This window comes from Serratia sp. 2723 (assembly GCF_050434425.1).
In the GTDB taxonomy this organism is placed as follows: domain Bacteria; phylum Pseudomonadota; class Gammaproteobacteria; order Enterobacterales; family Enterobacteriaceae; genus Chania.
The window spans coordinates 338,359-354,605 of sequence record NZ_JBNDIN010000001.1; the positions used below are offsets into that span (position 1 = coordinate 338,359).

Annotated in this window: 16 protein-coding genes; 5 read left to right on the plus strand and 11 right to left on the minus strand. The window is 54.7% G+C overall.

Annotation, left to right across the window (positions count from 1 at the left end; all coding sequences use genetic code 11):
• Nucleotides 1-7 precede the first annotated feature (7 nt).
• Entirely contained in the window at nucleotides 8-565 is a 558-nt protein-coding gene (gene idi / locus ABIE29_RS01615) for an isopentenyl-diphosphate Delta-isomerase (protein WP_429616538.1), read from the minus strand.
• Nucleotides 566-686: 121 nt separating this feature from the next.
• Between idi and ABIE29_RS01620 the strand changes: the two genes are divergently transcribed.
• Nucleotides 687-1,175, plus strand: a complete 489-nt coding sequence (locus ABIE29_RS01620) for a hypothetical protein (RefSeq protein ID WP_429616539.1) — start codon at nucleotides 687-689, stop codon at nucleotides 1,173-1,175.
• A 34-nt stretch (nucleotides 1,176-1,209) separates the two neighbouring features.
• Here ABIE29_RS01620 and rtcR read toward each other — a convergent pair whose 3' ends face one another.
• The gene (gene rtcR / locus ABIE29_RS01625) at nucleotides 1,210-2,781 is read right to left on the minus strand and encodes an RNA repair transcriptional activator RtcR (RefSeq protein ID WP_429616540.1); all 1,572 of its coding nucleotides are present in this window, start codon (nucleotides 2,779-2,781) and stop codon (nucleotides 1,210-1,212) included.
• Between the two features lie 189 nt (nucleotides 2,782-2,970).
• Here rtcR and ABIE29_RS01630 point away from each other — a divergent pair, with 189 nt between their 5' ends.
• A complete protein-coding gene (locus ABIE29_RS01630; RefSeq protein WP_429616541.1) occupies nucleotides 2,971-4,194 on the plus strand; it encodes an RtcB family protein in 1,224 nt (407 codons plus the stop codon).
• Between the two features lie 4 nt (nucleotides 4,195-4,198).
• Nucleotides 4,199-4,990 (plus strand): nucleotidyltransferase domain-containing protein, encoded by a 792-nt coding sequence (locus ABIE29_RS01635; protein WP_429616542.1) that lies wholly within the window; start codon nucleotides 4,199-4,201, stop codon nucleotides 4,988-4,990.
• Nucleotides 4,991-5,080: 90 nt separating this feature from the next.
• Here ABIE29_RS01635 and ABIE29_RS01640 read toward each other — a convergent pair whose 3' ends face one another.
• The 6 genes from ABIE29_RS01640 to ABIE29_RS01665 all read right to left on the minus strand — a co-directional run bounded on the left by ABIE29_RS01640 (nucleotide 5,081) and on the right by ABIE29_RS01665 (nucleotide 10,299).
• Nucleotides 5,081-5,842 carry an HNH endonuclease gene (locus ABIE29_RS01640; RefSeq protein WP_429616543.1) on the minus strand — a complete coding sequence of 254 codons (762 nt, stop codon included), beginning with the start codon at nucleotides 5,840-5,842 and terminating at the stop codon, nucleotides 5,081-5,083.
• A 162-nt stretch (nucleotides 5,843-6,004) separates the two neighbouring features.
• Nucleotides 6,005-6,274 (minus strand): hypothetical protein, encoded by a 270-nt coding sequence (locus ABIE29_RS01645; RefSeq protein WP_429616544.1) that lies wholly within the window; start codon nucleotides 6,272-6,274, stop codon nucleotides 6,005-6,007.
• A gap of 302 nt (nucleotides 6,275-6,576) precedes the next feature.
• A complete protein-coding gene (locus ABIE29_RS01650) occupies nucleotides 6,577-7,653 on the minus strand; it encodes a YncE family protein (protein ID WP_429616545.1) in 1,077 nt (358 codons plus the stop codon).
• Between the two features lie 232 nt (nucleotides 7,654-7,885).
• The gene (locus ABIE29_RS01655; protein WP_429616546.1) at nucleotides 7,886-8,614 is read right to left on the minus strand and encodes an RES family NAD+ phosphorylase; all 729 of its coding nucleotides are present in this window, start codon (nucleotides 8,612-8,614) and stop codon (nucleotides 7,886-7,888) included.
• A complete protein-coding gene (locus ABIE29_RS01660) occupies nucleotides 8,595-9,356 on the minus strand; it encodes a hypothetical protein (RefSeq protein ID WP_429616547.1) in 762 nt (253 codons plus the stop codon). The genes ABIE29_RS01655 and ABIE29_RS01660 overlap by 20 nt, the downstream gene beginning before the upstream one ends.
• Before the next feature lie 121 nt (nucleotides 9,357-9,477).
• Nucleotides 9,478-10,299 (minus strand): AraC family transcriptional regulator, encoded by an 822-nt coding sequence (locus tag ABIE29_RS01665; RefSeq protein ID WP_429616548.1) that lies wholly within the window; start codon nucleotides 10,297-10,299, stop codon nucleotides 9,478-9,480.
• 142 nt (nucleotides 10,300-10,441) lie between these two features.
• On the opposite strand from ABIE29_RS01665, the gene ABIE29_RS01670 reads away from it, so the two are divergent.
• Together ABIE29_RS01670 and ABIE29_RS01675 are read left to right on the plus strand one after the other, a co-directional pair.
• Nucleotides 10,442-11,320 (plus strand): helix-turn-helix domain-containing protein, encoded by an 879-nt coding sequence (locus ABIE29_RS01670; RefSeq protein ID WP_429616549.1) that lies wholly within the window; start codon nucleotides 10,442-10,444, stop codon nucleotides 11,318-11,320.
• A gap of 177 nt (nucleotides 11,321-11,497) precedes the next feature.
• The gene (locus ABIE29_RS01675) at nucleotides 11,498-12,418 is read left to right on the plus strand and encodes a L,D-transpeptidase family protein (RefSeq protein WP_429616550.1); all 921 of its coding nucleotides are present in this window, start codon (nucleotides 11,498-11,500) and stop codon (nucleotides 12,416-12,418) included.
• 92 nt (nucleotides 12,419-12,510) lie between these two features.
• Here the strand turns inward: ABIE29_RS01675 and ABIE29_RS01680 are convergent, their stop codons facing one another.
• From ABIE29_RS01680 to ABIE29_RS01690, 3 genes are all read right to left on the minus strand, one after another.
• Nucleotides 12,511-13,623, minus strand: coding sequence for a class II histone deacetylase (locus ABIE29_RS01680; RefSeq protein ID WP_429616551.1), 1,113 nt, complete (start codon nucleotides 13,621-13,623; stop codon nucleotides 12,511-12,513).
• Nucleotides 13,620-14,810, minus strand: a complete 1,191-nt coding sequence (locus tag ABIE29_RS01685) for an MFS transporter (RefSeq protein WP_429616727.1) — start codon at nucleotides 14,808-14,810, stop codon at nucleotides 13,620-13,622. Before ABIE29_RS01685 ends, ABIE29_RS01680 begins: the two co-directional genes overlap by 4 nt.
• A gap of 448 nt (nucleotides 14,811-15,258) precedes the next feature.
• Nucleotides 15,259-15,918, minus strand: a complete 660-nt coding sequence (locus tag ABIE29_RS01690; RefSeq protein WP_429616552.1) for a response regulator transcription factor — start codon at nucleotides 15,916-15,918, stop codon at nucleotides 15,259-15,261.
• Between the last annotated feature and the right edge of the window lie 329 nt (nucleotides 15,919-16,247).

A 16,247-nucleotide genomic window follows, 5' to 3' on the forward strand; every position in this document is an offset into this window, starting at 1 on the left:
GAGTGGTTTAGGCAGGCGTGCGAGTGGCGAAGGCGCTCAGGTTGTGCTTCGTTTGGGCGCTAGCCAACTGCTGTACCATCCAAGGGCTGAAGGCCCAAGGGGTTGCCGCTACCGCGGTGAGCAAGGCGGGTAAACCAACCCAGTGGAAGTCCATCACTTCATCTGCTCTGGCTGCAACGGCGCCCGTAGCCAATGCCGCGTAAACCGGGCAGATTTCGTTTTCCATAATGCCGGAGGCGTCGGTCTCACAGTAGTGAAAGTCGGGGGCGACGGCGGTGATCTGCTCTACGCTCAGACCCACTTCATACAGACAGCGTTGCTCGATGGCGTGTTCGACGCTCTCCTGCCACTGCGGATGGCCACACACCGAGTTGGTCCAAACGCCGGGCCAGGCTTTTTTGCTCAGCGCTCGGCGGGTGATCAGCAACTCGCCCTGCGGGTTGAAGATCCAGGAAGAGAAAGCCAGATGCAGCGGAGTTTGTCGTTGGTGGGCCGCATATTTTTCCATCACGCCAGTGGGTTGACCTTGTTCATCAAGTAAAACGACATGCTGTTGCTGGGTCATGAAGATTCCAATTTAATCGCGATGTACGATTGCTACTATAGTAGGCAAAACTGGGCGACTATCAAATATTGGGATAGTCTCTCTGTTTCGATAAAGGTTGATGGAACATACAGGAGTTAACGTGAGAAAACGGAATATCGGCATCCTATTGGGCCTGGTGCTGGCGGTAAGTAGCGCCATGGCATTTGCGGCCCCGGTTACGCTTTATCGCCCCTATGACCCCACGCTCGAACAGGATGCGTTTGAAATGCAGCAAACGGAGCTGGTGCTGATCCAGCCTGAGCTTAAAGAGTTTGCCGATGAAAACTCGGAACAGGCGATGGATTACTCTACCGCCATGGACGACTGGTCTTATTATGCCAGCGAGATCGCCCAAAGTTTTGAAACGCTGCATGTGAAGGTGGTGAGCACCGACAAACGCTATCTCATCTTTACGTTGGGTAAAGACCAACGGATGATGTTCGATAGCCAAAAACCGCTGCTGGATTCGAAAGATGAGGACGGTTGGTGGTGGTGGGCTTTCCTTTATCGCAAGGGGCAACCCCCTATTGCCGTTGATATCACCTTCAATGACATGGCGGCGGCAAAGGCGTATCTGGGGCTGAAATAGTTAAACGGGCGCTGCATGTGCGCCTATTCAGCCTCTATTTTCGCACCTCGTCCCAGCTTAATCCAAAGCGCGCCAGGTATTTACGCAGCCGGTCGGCATCGTTGGGCTGCTTTTTCTGCTGGCGCGAGACGGCAAACAGCTGTCTCCCTGCTTCGGAAAGTGACGTAGAAGCTCGGCACACTTTAAGCACCGTCGCCAACTGGCTTTGCTCAAACAGATCGATATCGGCCAACTCTGCGGGTAATTGCACGGTGGTGTCCACCTGCCAATGGGATTTCAGCCGGGTTATCTCTTCATCGACCAAGGGCTGGTTGATGCGCCCCTGCTCCGCCAACGTGGCCATACGGGCGATGGAAGACCCCAGTTCGCGGAAGTTACCGCGCCAGGCTGCCTGAGGGGAACGGGCAAAAGCCAGATAACGCTGCCTGGCGTCTTTGTCGAACCGGACCTGCGTCTGGTTGCTGCGGGCAAAACGTTGTAATTCGTAATCGATGTTCGGCTCGATATCTTCGCGGCGATCGGCCAGGCCGGGCAGCGGGAAGGTCCACATATTGATACGGGCGTATAAATCCTCACGGAAACGGCCCTGGGCTATCCAGTCGCGCATATCGCGATGGGTACCGGCAATCAGCTGGAAGTCGCTGCTGGCTTCTTTATCGGCCCCAAAGGGGAAGAAGGTTTTTTCCTCGATGGCTTTCAGCAACATTGCCTGTTCGTCTAACCCCAGCTCGGCTACCTCATCAAGGAACAACACGCCGCCGTCGGCTTCACGCAGTAGGCCAGCCCGCGCCTGCAACGCACCGGTGAACGCCCCTTTCACATGGCCAAACAGGGTAGACATGGCGTTATCGCCGCGCAGGGTGGCACAGTTCACTGCCACAAAACGGCCTGTCACCAGGTGGCGCGAATGCCGGAGTTGGTAGATGCGCTCGGCCAAAAAGGATTTACCGGCACCGGTAGGGCCGGTGAGCAACATGGGGGCATTGGAACGCAGTGCCACGCGTTCAATCTGGTCGATCAGCGTGTTAAAGGTGGCGTTGCGCGTTTCGATACCGGCTTTGAGGAACGATACCGAACGCTGTTGCTCATGCAGGAAACGGCTGGTGAGGGCGGTATAGCGGTTGAGATCCAGATCGATTACCGAGTAGATCCCCTGGGGGAACGGGCGAGCGGCTTTGTCACCGGGAGCGGTTTGCAGCAGTTGGGCGGGCAGGTAGCGCGCTTCCGTCAGCAGGAACCAGCAGATTTGCACCACGTGGGTGCCGGTGGTGATATGCACCAGATAGTCTTCGTTTTCGGTATCAAACGGATACTGGCTGGCGAAATCCAGAAAGGCGCTGTACACCTCTTCCAAATCCCAGGGATCCCTGAGTGCTACTTTCTGTAACACCACCTGAGTGGCGGGGGAAACCGCCACGATATCCTCCGCCACTTGCTGTGCCATGCCTTTATCGCGCGGCTGATGCAGCAGTTCCAGACGATCGATCGGCAGGTCGGGCTGCTGGCACAGTCCCACCGTTGGCCGCCATTTGCTCCAGCGGTTTTCCCGTTTGCCACGTTTATCCAGCGTGGTGCCCAGCACTCCAATCACGACTCTGCGTTTCATTTTATCCCTTGCGATAAATTACTATCCTGAAAGATAAGATAACGGCTTGTCGCTGCCATCGCCAGTAGTCTGTGGGTGATTATTTATTGGTTAAATATCAATGTGTTATATTTTAAGTCGTTGTTTTTGACAGAGTTGGCACGCCTTTCGCTATATCCACTACGTCAAAAGAAAAAGGATGACTAAAGAATGAAGAATAATTATGAGTTGATGGCACCGGTTAACAGCGCACCGATCAAAATGTGGACACAGGGCGTGCCCGTAGAACCAGAAGCGCGTGAGCAGTTGCTGAATACGGCAAAAATGCCGTTTATTTTTAAACACCTGGCGGTAATGCCGGATGTGCATTTGGGGAAAGGTTCCACCATTGGTAGCGTTATTCCTACCCGTGGCGCGATTATCCCGGCGGCAGTAGGCGTGGATATTGGTTGCGGCATGATTGCGGTGCGTACTTCGCTGGTGGCCTCCGATCTGCCGGATAGCCTTGCCGGGTTGCGCAGCGCCATTGAACAGGCGGTACCGCATGGGCGTAGCTCAACCCGTTCGAAAAGAGATAAAGGGAGTTGGGCCACTCCGCCGCAAACGGTCGATCGCCACTGGGCCGAGCTGGCTCCGCGCTTTAACCGCCTGATCGACAAATATCCTCGGTTGCGTAACACCAACAACTACCAACATCTGGGAACGCTGGGAACGGGTAACCACTTTATCGAGGTCTGCCTGGATGAAACGCAGCAGGTGTGGGTGATGTTGCACAGCGGTTCCCGTGGGGTGGGCAATGCCATCGGTTCACTGTTTATTGCTCTGGCACAGCAGGATATGCAACAGCATATTGCCAACCTGCCGGATCGAAACCTGGCCTATTTTGAGGAAGGCAGCCAGCATTTTGATGACTATATGGAAGCCGTGGGTTGGGCACAGGATTTTGCCCGCCATAACCGGGAAGTGATGATGGAGCTCGTGCTGGCGGCGCTGTCGCGCATCGTGACCAAACCGTTCACCACCCAGCAAGAGGCCGTGAACTGCCACCACAACTATGTACAACGTGAGACGCACTTTGGTGAGCCGGTGTTGGTGACGCGTAAAGGTGCCGTGTCTGCGCAGAAAGGCCAGATGGGGATCATCCCCGGTTCGATGGGGGCGAAAAGTTTCATCGTGCGTGGATTGGGTAACGAGGAGAGCTTCTGCTCTTGCAGCCATGGCGCTGGCCGCACCATGAGCCGTACGGCGGCGAAAAAACGCTTCACCGTGGCCGACCAGATCCGGGCAACCGAACATGTGGAATGCCGTAAGGACAGCGAAGTGATCGATGAAATCCCAATGGCGTACAAAGATATCGATGCGGTGATGGCGGCACAGTCCTCACTGGTGGAAATCGTCCATACCCTGCGTCAGGTGGTATGTGTAAAAGGATAGCGTGATGGAACAGCAATTAAACGGCGTGGACAGCGCCATGCGGAAAAGAGTCCGGCAGGTGCTGGACGAGGTAGAAAAACGTTACGACGTGCGGGTGCTTTATGCCTGCGAATCCGGTAGCCGCGGCTGGGGTTTTGCCTCGCCGGACAGCGATTACGACGTGCGCTTTTTGTATGTCCACCCGCCGGAATGGTATTTACGGGTGGAGCCACACCGGGATGTGATCGAACTACCAATCGATCATGAACTGGATGTCTGTGGTTGGGAATGGCGTAAGGCGCTTGGTCTGCTGAAGCGGGCCAACCCAACGTTGATCGAGTGGTTGGATTCACCGGTGGTATATCAGGAAGCCCCTGAGAGTGTCGCGGCGTTGCGAGGTGTAGTGCCTGAATGGTTTTCCGCGCAGCGGGCGCGTTGGCACTACCTGTCGATGGCCAGGAAAAACTTCCGTGGCTATTTGCAGGGGGAGCAGGTACGGCTGAAGAAATACTTCTACGTGCTGCGCCCATTGCTGGCGGTGCGTTGGATAGAAGCGGGCAAGGGCGTGCCGCCGATGCGTTTTGACCAACTGTTGGCTGACACGGTGGAAGATCCGCTGCTGTTGGCGGAAATCCATGAATTACTGGCGGCGAAACGGCGCGCAGGCGAGGCGGAGTACGGCCCGCGTAGGGAAAGGATCCACGCGTTTATCGCACAGGAGCTGATGGCGGATGCCCGGCAGGAAGCTTTGCCCGACAGCCCGGCCCGCAGTGACAAATCGCTGGATGAACTGCTTTATCGCACGGTGATGGCGTAATCAACCGGGGAGAAGGAAGGCTCCCCGGCAATACCTAGATTAGTTGGGGCAGCACATGTTCGACCGTAGGGGCGCCGCATGTGCGGCCGCTTAACCTTTCATAAAGATGTTCTGCCGATGATAAGCCAACTGGCGGGCATCTGGGGGGAAATCTATTGGCAGCCTCAGCCTGCGACCTTCATATTTGGCAAAGCTCTCTTCGCTGATAGCACTTTTCAATTGTTTAAGGCGGGGTGAAAGTACCAATTCAAGGTGTTCATTAAAGGTGATTAATCCGCGATCGAACGCTTTATCGTGCAGGTTGGACAGACATAAGCCGTTGCTGGGGTTGAGCTGATGTTCAACGGAATGCTTCCACGGGCGGATATGGCTGGCGACCAGCAGCATCGGTTCTTCCAATCCGGTCAGGCAGCAACGATTTTCATAGGCATCCAGCACCCGTTTACGGAACAACTGCTGACCAACGCGCGCATTGATGATGGTGGTTCTTTCTTTGCCACTGAAGTCTTCCATGCCGCTGTCATGTAAGGCCGTGACCGGAGGCTCCAACTGTGTCATCGCCAATTGGCACTGCCGTTCAAAGGTATCACTGTCGAGGTTCATTTCCTGCCACAGCGCCCGATCCGCTTTGGATGCCCCCGTCAGCCCACGGCGGCCAGAATTAACAATAAACGGATCCAAACTGGCTAGGTTCACCAGCTTCATTGCCAATGCGGAAGGCGTACGGCCAATTAAACCGGCGTAATGGATAATATCGGGGTTGTTGGCGTGTAATTTACCAAAGGGGATTTGGCTGTATAGCGTAAAAGCGACCAGCAACTGTTCTCGTGTCCAGAGATTTACGGCAGCCATCAGGGCCTCGTCTTGGCATGACTTAATCGTGTTAGTTGGACACTTACTATGCCAGGCACGTCGGTTATTGCCTACCCTCGTTGTTCACTTACAGCGCCCCTACGTGGTGAGCCGGTGGAGATTTGTCAGCCGTCCCAGAAATCCGCGGATTTGTACCAAGGATTAACGGCGTCCGGGATGGCCTTTCCCATGATCTTTCCCATACCCATGTTTACCACCGCCCTTGTGGTCACCTCTATTACCATGCTCCTTGCGGGGCGGCACTTTATGACCCTTATCGTCGTCACCATCACTTAGAAGTGCCAATGCGACCAGTGCACCTAGCCCGATCACTACACCGGTGATCGCTACCTCATCGTTGGTCATGTTGGCGCAGCCAACCGTCGACAAACACAGCAAACCAATCAGCGGATTTCTCAAAGACTTAACCATGATGACTTATCCTTTTTACGGTTCGTTAGCTATCCATTCCGGCTACCGATAACGTAGGACATCTCGATCGTGGGCTCAAGATAAGCTCAGGTAAATTAAGTGATAAGCTTCGTCAAGGGGCTTGACGTGAATTGACATTAGCAAGGGGAAAGAGGGGGAGGACAGGGCAAAAAGCCAGATTGCTTGTAGCCAACCTGGCATGACTCTTCCCATACCCAGCTGTGCGGCGGTTAGATACAGGCGTAAACCGTTGCACGCTCGGTTCCCTCTCCTTGGGGAGAGGGTGAGGGAGAATAACGCTATTATTTCAACGCAATGCGGATCACGTCATCTGGATCGGTGGCTTCTTTTTCACGGCTTGAAGCCTGCTTCACGCTCACGTACAGCGTCTTACCATCTGGTGACAGTGCCAGGCTGTTCGGATGCGTTGGCGTCTTGATGGTTTCCAACAGCTTGTAGCTCTTGGCGTCGATCACGCTCACGGTGCCCGCTTGGCGATGAGTGACGTACACTTCATTACGCGCTGGGTTAAACAGCACGGCCAGGGATTCCGGCACGTCGATCTTCTGCAGAATGTTGCCGTTGTTGGTATCAACAACCAGTACCTGCGGCTGCTTGGAATCGGTGATGAACGCACGGTGGGTTGCCGGATCCAGGCTGATATTCAGGAAGAAGTGCTCCTTCGACTCATCCAGCTTCTTACGTGACAGCACCTTGTTGGTTTTGGTATCGATAGTCACCAACTCGCCATCGGCATTGGTGACATACAGGCGGCTTGCCGCTGCATCCAGCGCCAGGCCGGTACCGTATTTACCGGTTTCGGTGATGGTGGTGCGCAGAGTCAGATCCTTGCCATCCACAACCCAAACCACGCTGGACTCGCCCAAGCCGGTGATATAGACGGTGTCCGTAGTCGCGTCTGCCACCAGCTCACGTGGGGCCAATGGTTTCACGGTATCAGAGCGTTTACGCGCATCCAGCACCAGGCGGCCTTTCACTTCGCCGGTTTTGCCGTCGATCGCGGTCAGCGAGTTACTGGTGGTGTTACCAAAATAGAGAGTATCGGTCTTGGTGTTGATGGCGGCACCGAACGGTTTGATATCGTTATGAATGATCTGCGTGATATCCAGCGTTTGTGGGTCAAGGCGATAGACGATGCCGCCCTTATCCAGCTTGCGGCTCTGTGAAGTTGCCAGATACAGCGCATTCTCACCCTGGCTGTACACCATCTCGTAAGCGCCTTTACCTACCGGCTTACGCAGCAGTTCCGTCTCTGATTGTGCCAGCACAGAGGTGGAAAACATCAGGCTGCTGAGAAGCAACAGAGGGTAAACCGCACGTCCGCCAAACTTACGGCTGGTGGTCATCATAGCGTTCATAAAAGCTCCATTTGATCAAAATACAGGCCGCCACCGGGCTGCTGCTCGGTGGCTATAAATCGGGCTCAACATTGAATTGAAAGCAAAATCTGGCCGGTCATGTCATTGCATGCGGCTCACTATATTTGTGAATGATAATCATTATTCTTACGGAAGGGGAGCACTTTTGTTGCTTGGGGCGATAAGAGTCACGTTTAGGGCAATCAGAGAGAGGAGAATATCCGGCCAGTGTCTACTCTTCGGTCAGGATCAGGCCCAGACGCTCGGCGATCTTTTGGATAATTTGGCCAATGGCTTTATGGCTGAGAAGACGGCTTGAGGGTTCGGCTATCGAGAGTTCACTATCCATGACCCGTTGGCCGCCAAACAGGATCATGGCGAAATGATCGTCATTTCTTTTTGAGTACCACTTCATTCCGTCAACGTTATGATGCTGTTGATAAATAGCCTGTGACCAGGCTCGGGTTTGCGAGTATTCGAGCCGGGTACTGCCGATCAATTCATCACGATCGATTCCCATATAGAGGCAGTCCTGTGCTCGACAACTGACGACGTTCAGATCCCGCTCTAGTTTCAACTGGAGGTAGTGCATATGGGTAAATGGGCGTAAGTCGAAAAATTCTGTTTTGCCGGTGGCGACCACATCGTGAAAAACCGATTCCGCGATAGCGGCTTCGCAACTGCTGGCCAGGTACATGGTGGGGATCAGATCCAAAGCCGCATCCCTGATAGGGCTGAAACGTGCTCCATACTCATGGGGAAGCAATATTCTACCGGGATTAAAACTGTCACCGGGGTACTGCGCATCATGGCAGCGATGTAACACCGTGCCTTTGGGGATAACTTCGATTCTTACCCGCAGAGCCTTGCCAGGGGCGGCTATCTTGCGGCCAAGAAAAACGGGTGAACCAAAGTCTTCCTTTTTTGGTTCACCCTGCTGTTTAACTTTGTTCTGCTCCATCGACGATCCTTTTCGCTTCATATTCCGCCGCCGCAATCACATTGGCCGGATATGACTGCAATATCTCCATGGGACGGCGGCCAGCCAACAGGTTGTTTGAAGTCGCGAACCACTGGGCAAGCCCCCAGCCGTGTTTCAGGTTTTTAAAGCTGGCGAGTAACACTGCCATAACGGGAAGAGGGCGATAGTTATCATCCAGCGCATAACGGGGAAAGAGTTGTGCTGCCCCTTTCTTCAATGAAAATATACGGTTATGGCTCTTCCATTTGCTTGGCTGGGCCGAGGGATTCTCGGTAGCAAAGCCTGCCAGATGGGATATCTGCTCCGCCGTGAGCCATTCGCTGGCTGCCAGGATATGCTCACGTCCACGCTCCACCTTGGAAATATCAACCAGCCCGCTGTGGTTGACGGGCTCTTGTGTATCCCGCGCAAGAATTATCCGGGCAGAGTCATCCGGATTGATTTGTTGCTCCAGGCTATGAAACATGGCTTCAAAACGTGTTTCGTCGATGTGGCAGACGTCGCCATGATCATTTTCAGCTTCTCTAACCTGGCGGAGAGTTTGCAACATGATTTTCAGGTGTTCTTCAACCACACCGAGAGACGTTGAGTTGTCTATATCAACTTTCAGCTGAAAGAAAGGCTTCTGCGCCTTCATTTTCCTTTTACTGATGACCATCTGCAGCCCATCTTCCCTGATCCTGAGGCCATCTCTGTTGATGTCGATTTCTCGGGCCAGCATACTCTTCTCCCGTTAACTAAAGTTAACCGTTTTAACCATTCTAACCAAACTATCCTCAGTTATAGCAGGTTGTGTGAGAATTGACCAGAGCAGATGTCGGCAACATGATCGAAGTGCGGGCTTACAGCCTTATCGCACCAGCAAGCGCCTGATCTGCGGCAGCTTTTTCCGCCAGATAACGGGCAGGGGGCTTACCCACCGCTTTACGGAACATGGTGACAAAGCCACTGGCGCTCTCGTAACCGAGATCTAACGCCACGGTCTGGACGCTTTCCCCCTGAGTCAAGCGTTGCAGAGCCAGCATCACATGTAATTGCCGCCGCCAGTGGCCAAAGCTCATGCCCATCTGCTGTTGCAGCGTGCGGCTGAGCGAACGCTCGCTCATGCCAATGCGTTGCGCCCACTGGCCCAGGGTAGATTTATCGGCCGGGTTGGCCAGCAGTTGTTCGGTCAATTGGCGGATGCGGGCATCATTGGACACCGGCAGGTGCAGGTTCTCCAGCGGCGCGGTGGCCAGTTGATCCAACAAAACCTGGGCAAGGCGGCCTTCCGGACCATCTTCCGGGTAGAGAATATCGAACTGGCTGGCCTTTAACAGCAGCTCTCGCAGCAATGGGGAGACCGTCAAGGTGCAGCAGTTTTGCGGCAAACCAGGGATGGCATCCTGCTCAACGAACAGGCAATAGCACTCGCTTTGGCTGGTGGCCCGCGCGTTGTGGCTGACGTTACTGGGCATCCACAAGGCACATTGTGGTGGCACCAGCCACAGGCCATTTTCGACTTCGCAGCGGATCATGCCGCGCACCGTGTAAATCAATTGCGCCTTGCGGTGGCGATGATGGGTGCATTCCCAGTCTTTCTGCACACTTGATGCCTGAACCGCGAAGATGGCGCGTGGCACGTTATCGATATCTGGTCTGAGATCCTGGCAAGTGGCTTTCATGAGAATAATTATCATATTGGCGTATTTGAGCAATATTATGTCTTGATTGTGCAATGTGGTCTAGCGCCAACGTCGATAGAGTAAGCGCCACAGTCGTGTTTTGTGGTAACACGCTTATGATCGACAACGCAGAGGAGAGGCTATGCACCAGGAAAATGTCATCAGTCAACTTCTGGCCTGGATTGAGCAAAGCCTGGATCAGCCCTTGACGCTGGACAGCATCGCGGCCAAATCCGGCTATTCCAAATGGCACCTGCAACGGATGTTCAAGCAGCATACCGGTGAAGTACTGGGGACCTATGCCCGGCGCAGAAGGTTGACGGCGGCGGCGCGTGAGTTGCGCCTGACCAGCGCCACGGTGGCCTGTATCGCAGATAAATACCAGTTCGACTCCCAGCAGACCTTCACCCGCGGGTTTAAAAAACAGTTTGGTTTGCCGCCAGCGGCCTATCGCCGTAGCCTGGACTGGCCTAGCTATGGCTTGCAACCGCCGTTGAGTATGACCAACGAGCCAATGCCAAAGGCGGAGATTATTGCGCTGCCTTCGATGAAACTAGTCGGACATACGCAGCAGGGTAGCTGCACGTTGGGGCAGTTGGGGCACTCGAAAAAGCTGCTGCGCCAACATGCCTGGCGGCATTTGCTGCATCCGGAACAGGGATTACCCGCCGTTGCATATGGCCTGATGAGCCTGAAGGCAGACACCCGGCAGCGGGATCGCCAACAGATGGTGTATACGGCGGCATTGCCAGAGGAAAATGCGGCAGGTGAAACGGTGACAATCGAACCCGGGGACTATGCCCGCTTTGCCTATCAGGGGCTGGTGGCGGGGCTACAGAACTTTATCGCTCGGTTGTATGACACGGCTATTCCGCAGATGAATGCGGTACGGCGCCCAGGGCAGGATATCGAGCGTTTTTACCCGGCATTGGGCGTTTGCTACGGTGACGATCAGGCGGCGATCAGCTGTGAATATCTTATCCCGATCCGCCGTGGCGAAGAGGGCAATGGGTTACGCTAGGGCAGGAATTTACCAAAAGAACACTATTCCCACATCCGGCTACAAAAAAGTGAGGTATTTACGCTAGTAATGTTTCCATCTTGGCGGCAAGTGCACATATAATGCGCATCCGGTCAAATCAGGCCGGGCAGAACACATACCATTTTTAGCCAGTGCGGCCACCACTCTACTACGAAGATGAAAATGAGCATTCGCGCGTTATTAACCCTGTTTACCGCTCTGGTTGCATTCAGCCAGGCTGCCTTCGCCGTTGTATACCCTTTACCCGCTAAAGACAGCCGTCTGGTTGGGGAAAATATTCAGATCACCGTGCCTGCAGACAGCAAACTGCCGCTGGAGAGCTTTGCGGCTCAATACCAGATGGGTTTGAGCAACATGCTGGAGGCTAACCCTGGCGTTGACCCGTTCCTGCCGCTGCCAGGCAGCACGCTAACCATCCCACAGCAGTTGATCCTGCCAGACGCCCCGCGTGAAGGCATCATCATCAACAGCGCAGAAATGCGTCTGTACTACTACCCGAAAGGCAGCAAGACCGTCGTGGTGCTGCCGATTGGTATCGGCCAGTTGGGTAAAGATACGCCGCTGGACTGGGTCACCACCGTACAACGCAAGAAGGCTGGCCCAACCTGGACGCCAACCGCTAAAATGCGCGAAGAGTACGCTGCCGATGGTGAAATCCTGCCAGCGGTATTCCCGGCAGGCCCGGATAACCCGATGGGTCTGTACGCCCTGTATGTTGGCCGTCTGTATGCGGTCCATGGAACCAACGCCAACTTCGGTATCGGCCTGCGCGTGAGCCACGGCTGTGTGCGTCTGCGTGCTGACGACATCAAATACCTGTTCGATAGCGTACCGGTAGGTACTCGCGTGCAGTTTATCAACGAGCCGGTGAAGGTTTCCGTAGAGCCAGATGGCTCACGTTACCTGGAAGTGCATAACCCGCTGTCTGCCAACGAAGATGAGCTGAAATCGAAAGAGCCGGTGCCAATCACCCTCAGCGCACCGGTTGGCAAAGTGCTGATGGATCCAGCCGTTGATCAGAGCGCAGTGGATGCGGCCATCAAGGCACGTTCCGGTATGCCGGTTAAAGTGAACTGATTTTTGCTATCTCGATAAAAAAGACGCTCTCGAGCGTCTTTTTTTATGGAATTACAGGCCAGAAGCGTGGTTTGCCACGCCTCTCAACGCAGCTATAAACCGAATTGGCGTGCCAGTTGGTCGATAGCCGCGCGCTGGAACTGATTAAACGCTTCGCGGGGCTGCTGTTGCTGAATAAAACCTAACATCGGGTCCTGCACCTCGGTGCGTACGCCGCTCAACTCCTCCATCACCGCCAGGCCGCAGAACGGCACATAGGCTTCGGCATAACCCCCTTCGTGGACCATCACCAGCCTGCCACCGCAGAGCTTGTCCGCAGCGCTTTGCACCTGGGCAGTCATGCTGCGGAAACTATCACTGTGTAACTGCATCCTTGCCAGCGGATCGATGGCGTTGGCATCGTAACCGCAAGCGATGATGATCATCTCGGGTTTGAACTGCTCCAGCGCCGGAATGACGATTTGCTGTATGGCGTATTGATAACCGTCGTCACCGGCCCCGGCCAGCAGCGGAATATTGATGTTATAACCCGTCCCGGCTCCCTCACCGCGATCTTGTTCACCGGCGTAGCCCGCCGGGAAACAGCCGTCCTGATGCAACGAGATGGTTAGTACATCATCACGTTGCCAGTAGATATGCTGGGTGCCGTTGCCGTGATGCACGTCCCAGTCAATCACTGCCACCTTGCCTAGCCCGAAGCGGTCTTTGGCACGCTCGATGGCGATCGGGATATTGGCCAGGAAGCAGAAGCCCATCGATTGATCCGGCAGGCAGTGATGGCCCGGTGGGCGTGACAGGGAATAGGCATTGTCCAGTTCGCCTTTCAACACCGCCTCGACCGCAGCGCAGGCCAGCCCGGCGGAGAGTTTGGCAATCTCATAGCTGCCTGGCCCCAAAGGTGCCTCCTCTCCCAACATACCGCCGCCGTTATCACTCAGCTGTTTGAACCGTTGCAGATAATGTGCCGGATGGATACGCAGTAAATCTTCCTCATCGGCCAGTTCGGCACTCAGCAGCTTGAGCTGACGCGACAGGCCGGAAACGTCCATCAGGTTTTTCATCCGCCGCTTGGTTTCCGGTGACTCGGCATGCCCGGCTCCTGAAGGCGGTTGTACCCAGCCGCCCACCGGTAGCGTGGTGGCATGTAAGCCGGTGCTATGCCAGAAACAGCGTTCATCGAAGAAAAAGCCGGTTGTTCTTTTCACCTTATGACTCCTGTTAAACGGCGCGGCGCGCGCGGTGAAGCCAGTGAGATCAGCAGCAGTGACAGCAGCGCACAACTTAGCGCCCCGATCAGCAGTGCGTTGATCCCACCGGAAGATTCGATCAGGTAACCTGCCAGCGTGGGGCCAATGGCCATGCCGCCGCCAATCACCAGATTGATGCTGTTCATCAGCTTGCCGTTGTTATCCAGCACCGAGACGCGCGCCAGAATAAATGGCAGCACAAAGGTCCAGGTAAACTTGAACATCACAGCGGCGAGGGTGAAACGGATGAGTAGTGGGTTGCGGATCAGCAGCAGGACGCTGGCAATCAGCAGGCCGTAGCCGATCCACAGCAACGGTTTATGGCTGCGTCTTGCGCCCACCAGTGCCGCCCCGCCAGCACCGATGATGCCAAACAACGTGGCGGCGGCCAGCACCTGCCCGCAGTGCACCGGTGACAGGCCAGCGGCTTCGGCGATAGTGCCGATAAAGGTCCAGACTGCGCTCAGGCTGATGTAAAAAGCCAGTACCGCCAGCACGGCAAACAGCTTGTAGGTGGGTGGGCTTGGGGGCATCTGACTAGCTGCGCCGTGGCTATGGCGAAAACCGCTGGGGAATGCGCTCAGTAACGGCAGACAACACAGCATGATCGCCGCCAGGATCAGGTAGACCGCCATCAGGCCGAAATGAGCAAACAGCGGGGGCAATGCCAGCAAGCCGAACACGCCTAGCAGCAACTGGCCCAGAACCCAAAAGGCATAGACCCGGCTGGGGTTGGCGGTGCCTGCCGCGCAGGAGATGCAGAGGATCATCAGCGTGCCACCGGCCAGTGAAGCGATAAATCGCAAGACCAATAAAAGGCTGAAATCGGTGACCATGGCCGAGGCCAGATTGCCGATCAGGAACACCACCGCTGCTAGCGTAGCGACTTTGCGCCAGTTGATCCGGCTGATCCACCACCAGGCGGGCAGGGTAGCGATGCTCATGGCACCCAGTTCGGTAGAGAACAGATAGCCGATCTGGCCTGGCGTGAGGTGCCACTGGCTGGCCAACTGGGCCGCGACGGCGGGGGCGGTCATCAGGATCCCCGGCGCGATGGCGGCAAACACGATTATCGCCGTTAACAGCTTGGGTGGGCAGGCGAGCACCGCGGCGGTAGAAGGTACTGAAACTGCATCACTGGACATCATCGTTATCCTTGAGTTTCATAATGTGAAGTTTTTCTGGGGGTTGGTCAGTGCCTGGCCCCTCACCCTAACCCTCTCCCAAAGGGAGAGGGGACCGAATGTGCTATAACTTGATGCTTGTGCCCAACTGCAACATTGCATCTGATCCCACGGGTCAAAAGCTTGCCTCTCCCAAAGGGAAGGGGAGCGAACGTGCTATAACTTGATGCTTGTGCCCAACCGCAACATTGCATCTGATCTCACGGGTCAAAAGCTTGCCTCTATACTCAATTGCAACACCGTTCCAGCTCCCTCTCCTTGGGGAGAGGGTTGGGGTGAGGGGCCGATATCGTTTACCGAATCATCGTCAACGCATTATTCCTTCTCAAATATTGATCCCCGCATTTTTAAGCATGGGGAGGCCGCACCAGAATTGGCGGATGGTTGCTGGTTACTGCATTAGTCAGGATCAGCCGTAGGCAATAAAACCGCTGGAGACCAGTTCGGTACGGTTGACCACGGCAGTTTTGGCAAAGATGTTGCGCATATGGGTTTTCACCGTCGATAAAGAAATACCGAGCTTCAGGGCGATACGCTTGTTGCTGGCACCTTCACGCACCATATTGACGATCTCCTGCTCTTTGGCAGTGAGCAACTGAGCTTCACTGTCTGGCAGCAGATCGCGGGTGGCCAACTCAATCAACGGCAGCACCGCACGTAAGCGGCTGCGCTCCAATTCGGTGAACGGCGTATCGCGGATCAGCGAAACCCCGGCAATAATCCGCTTACGCTGGCGGATAAAGATCTCCGTCATGTCACGCATGTGATTAGGCAGCATAAAGTCGTGATAGTAGTGGCGGTTATTGGCGATCGCCGTTGGCGTCATGTTCACCATCTGGATATCCTGCTGGTGGAAATTGGCCGGCTTCAGCGGATCAAAAGGTTGAAAATGGTCCAGATATTGCCGATGTGTGTCATCGCTAATGCCATGAAGAATATAGTGATCTGGCCGCAGGTCGGGATCCACCAGATAAAAAACCCCGGCAGAAACTGGGATCAGATGCGCAATGGTATTCAGACAGCTTGAGATAAAAGCGTCGTTACGCATGAAGGATGATGTGGTTGTCATAATGCATTTTCCTCCGTTGATCGCTCAGTAACCTGAAGGACACCCGATAAAGTATCTGGATAATATATGAACGATACAAGCATAGGTGTAGCAATTTTGCAACACAACGAAAACATATTAACAGCGTGAGCCGGATTGCAATAAAATACATTAATAACAACATTACAATGCTGAAAGACGGGGTGTCCTCCTGGCATGGAGTGGCGGTTTTATTAACACATTAATGAAAAAGGCTGGGCGGTTACTGCTGAATTTAAAGTAATTTCTCGTTGCTCTATCTTCTGCCCAGTAACTTAACTCTCCCATTAACACCCTGCCTCTCTCGTCCT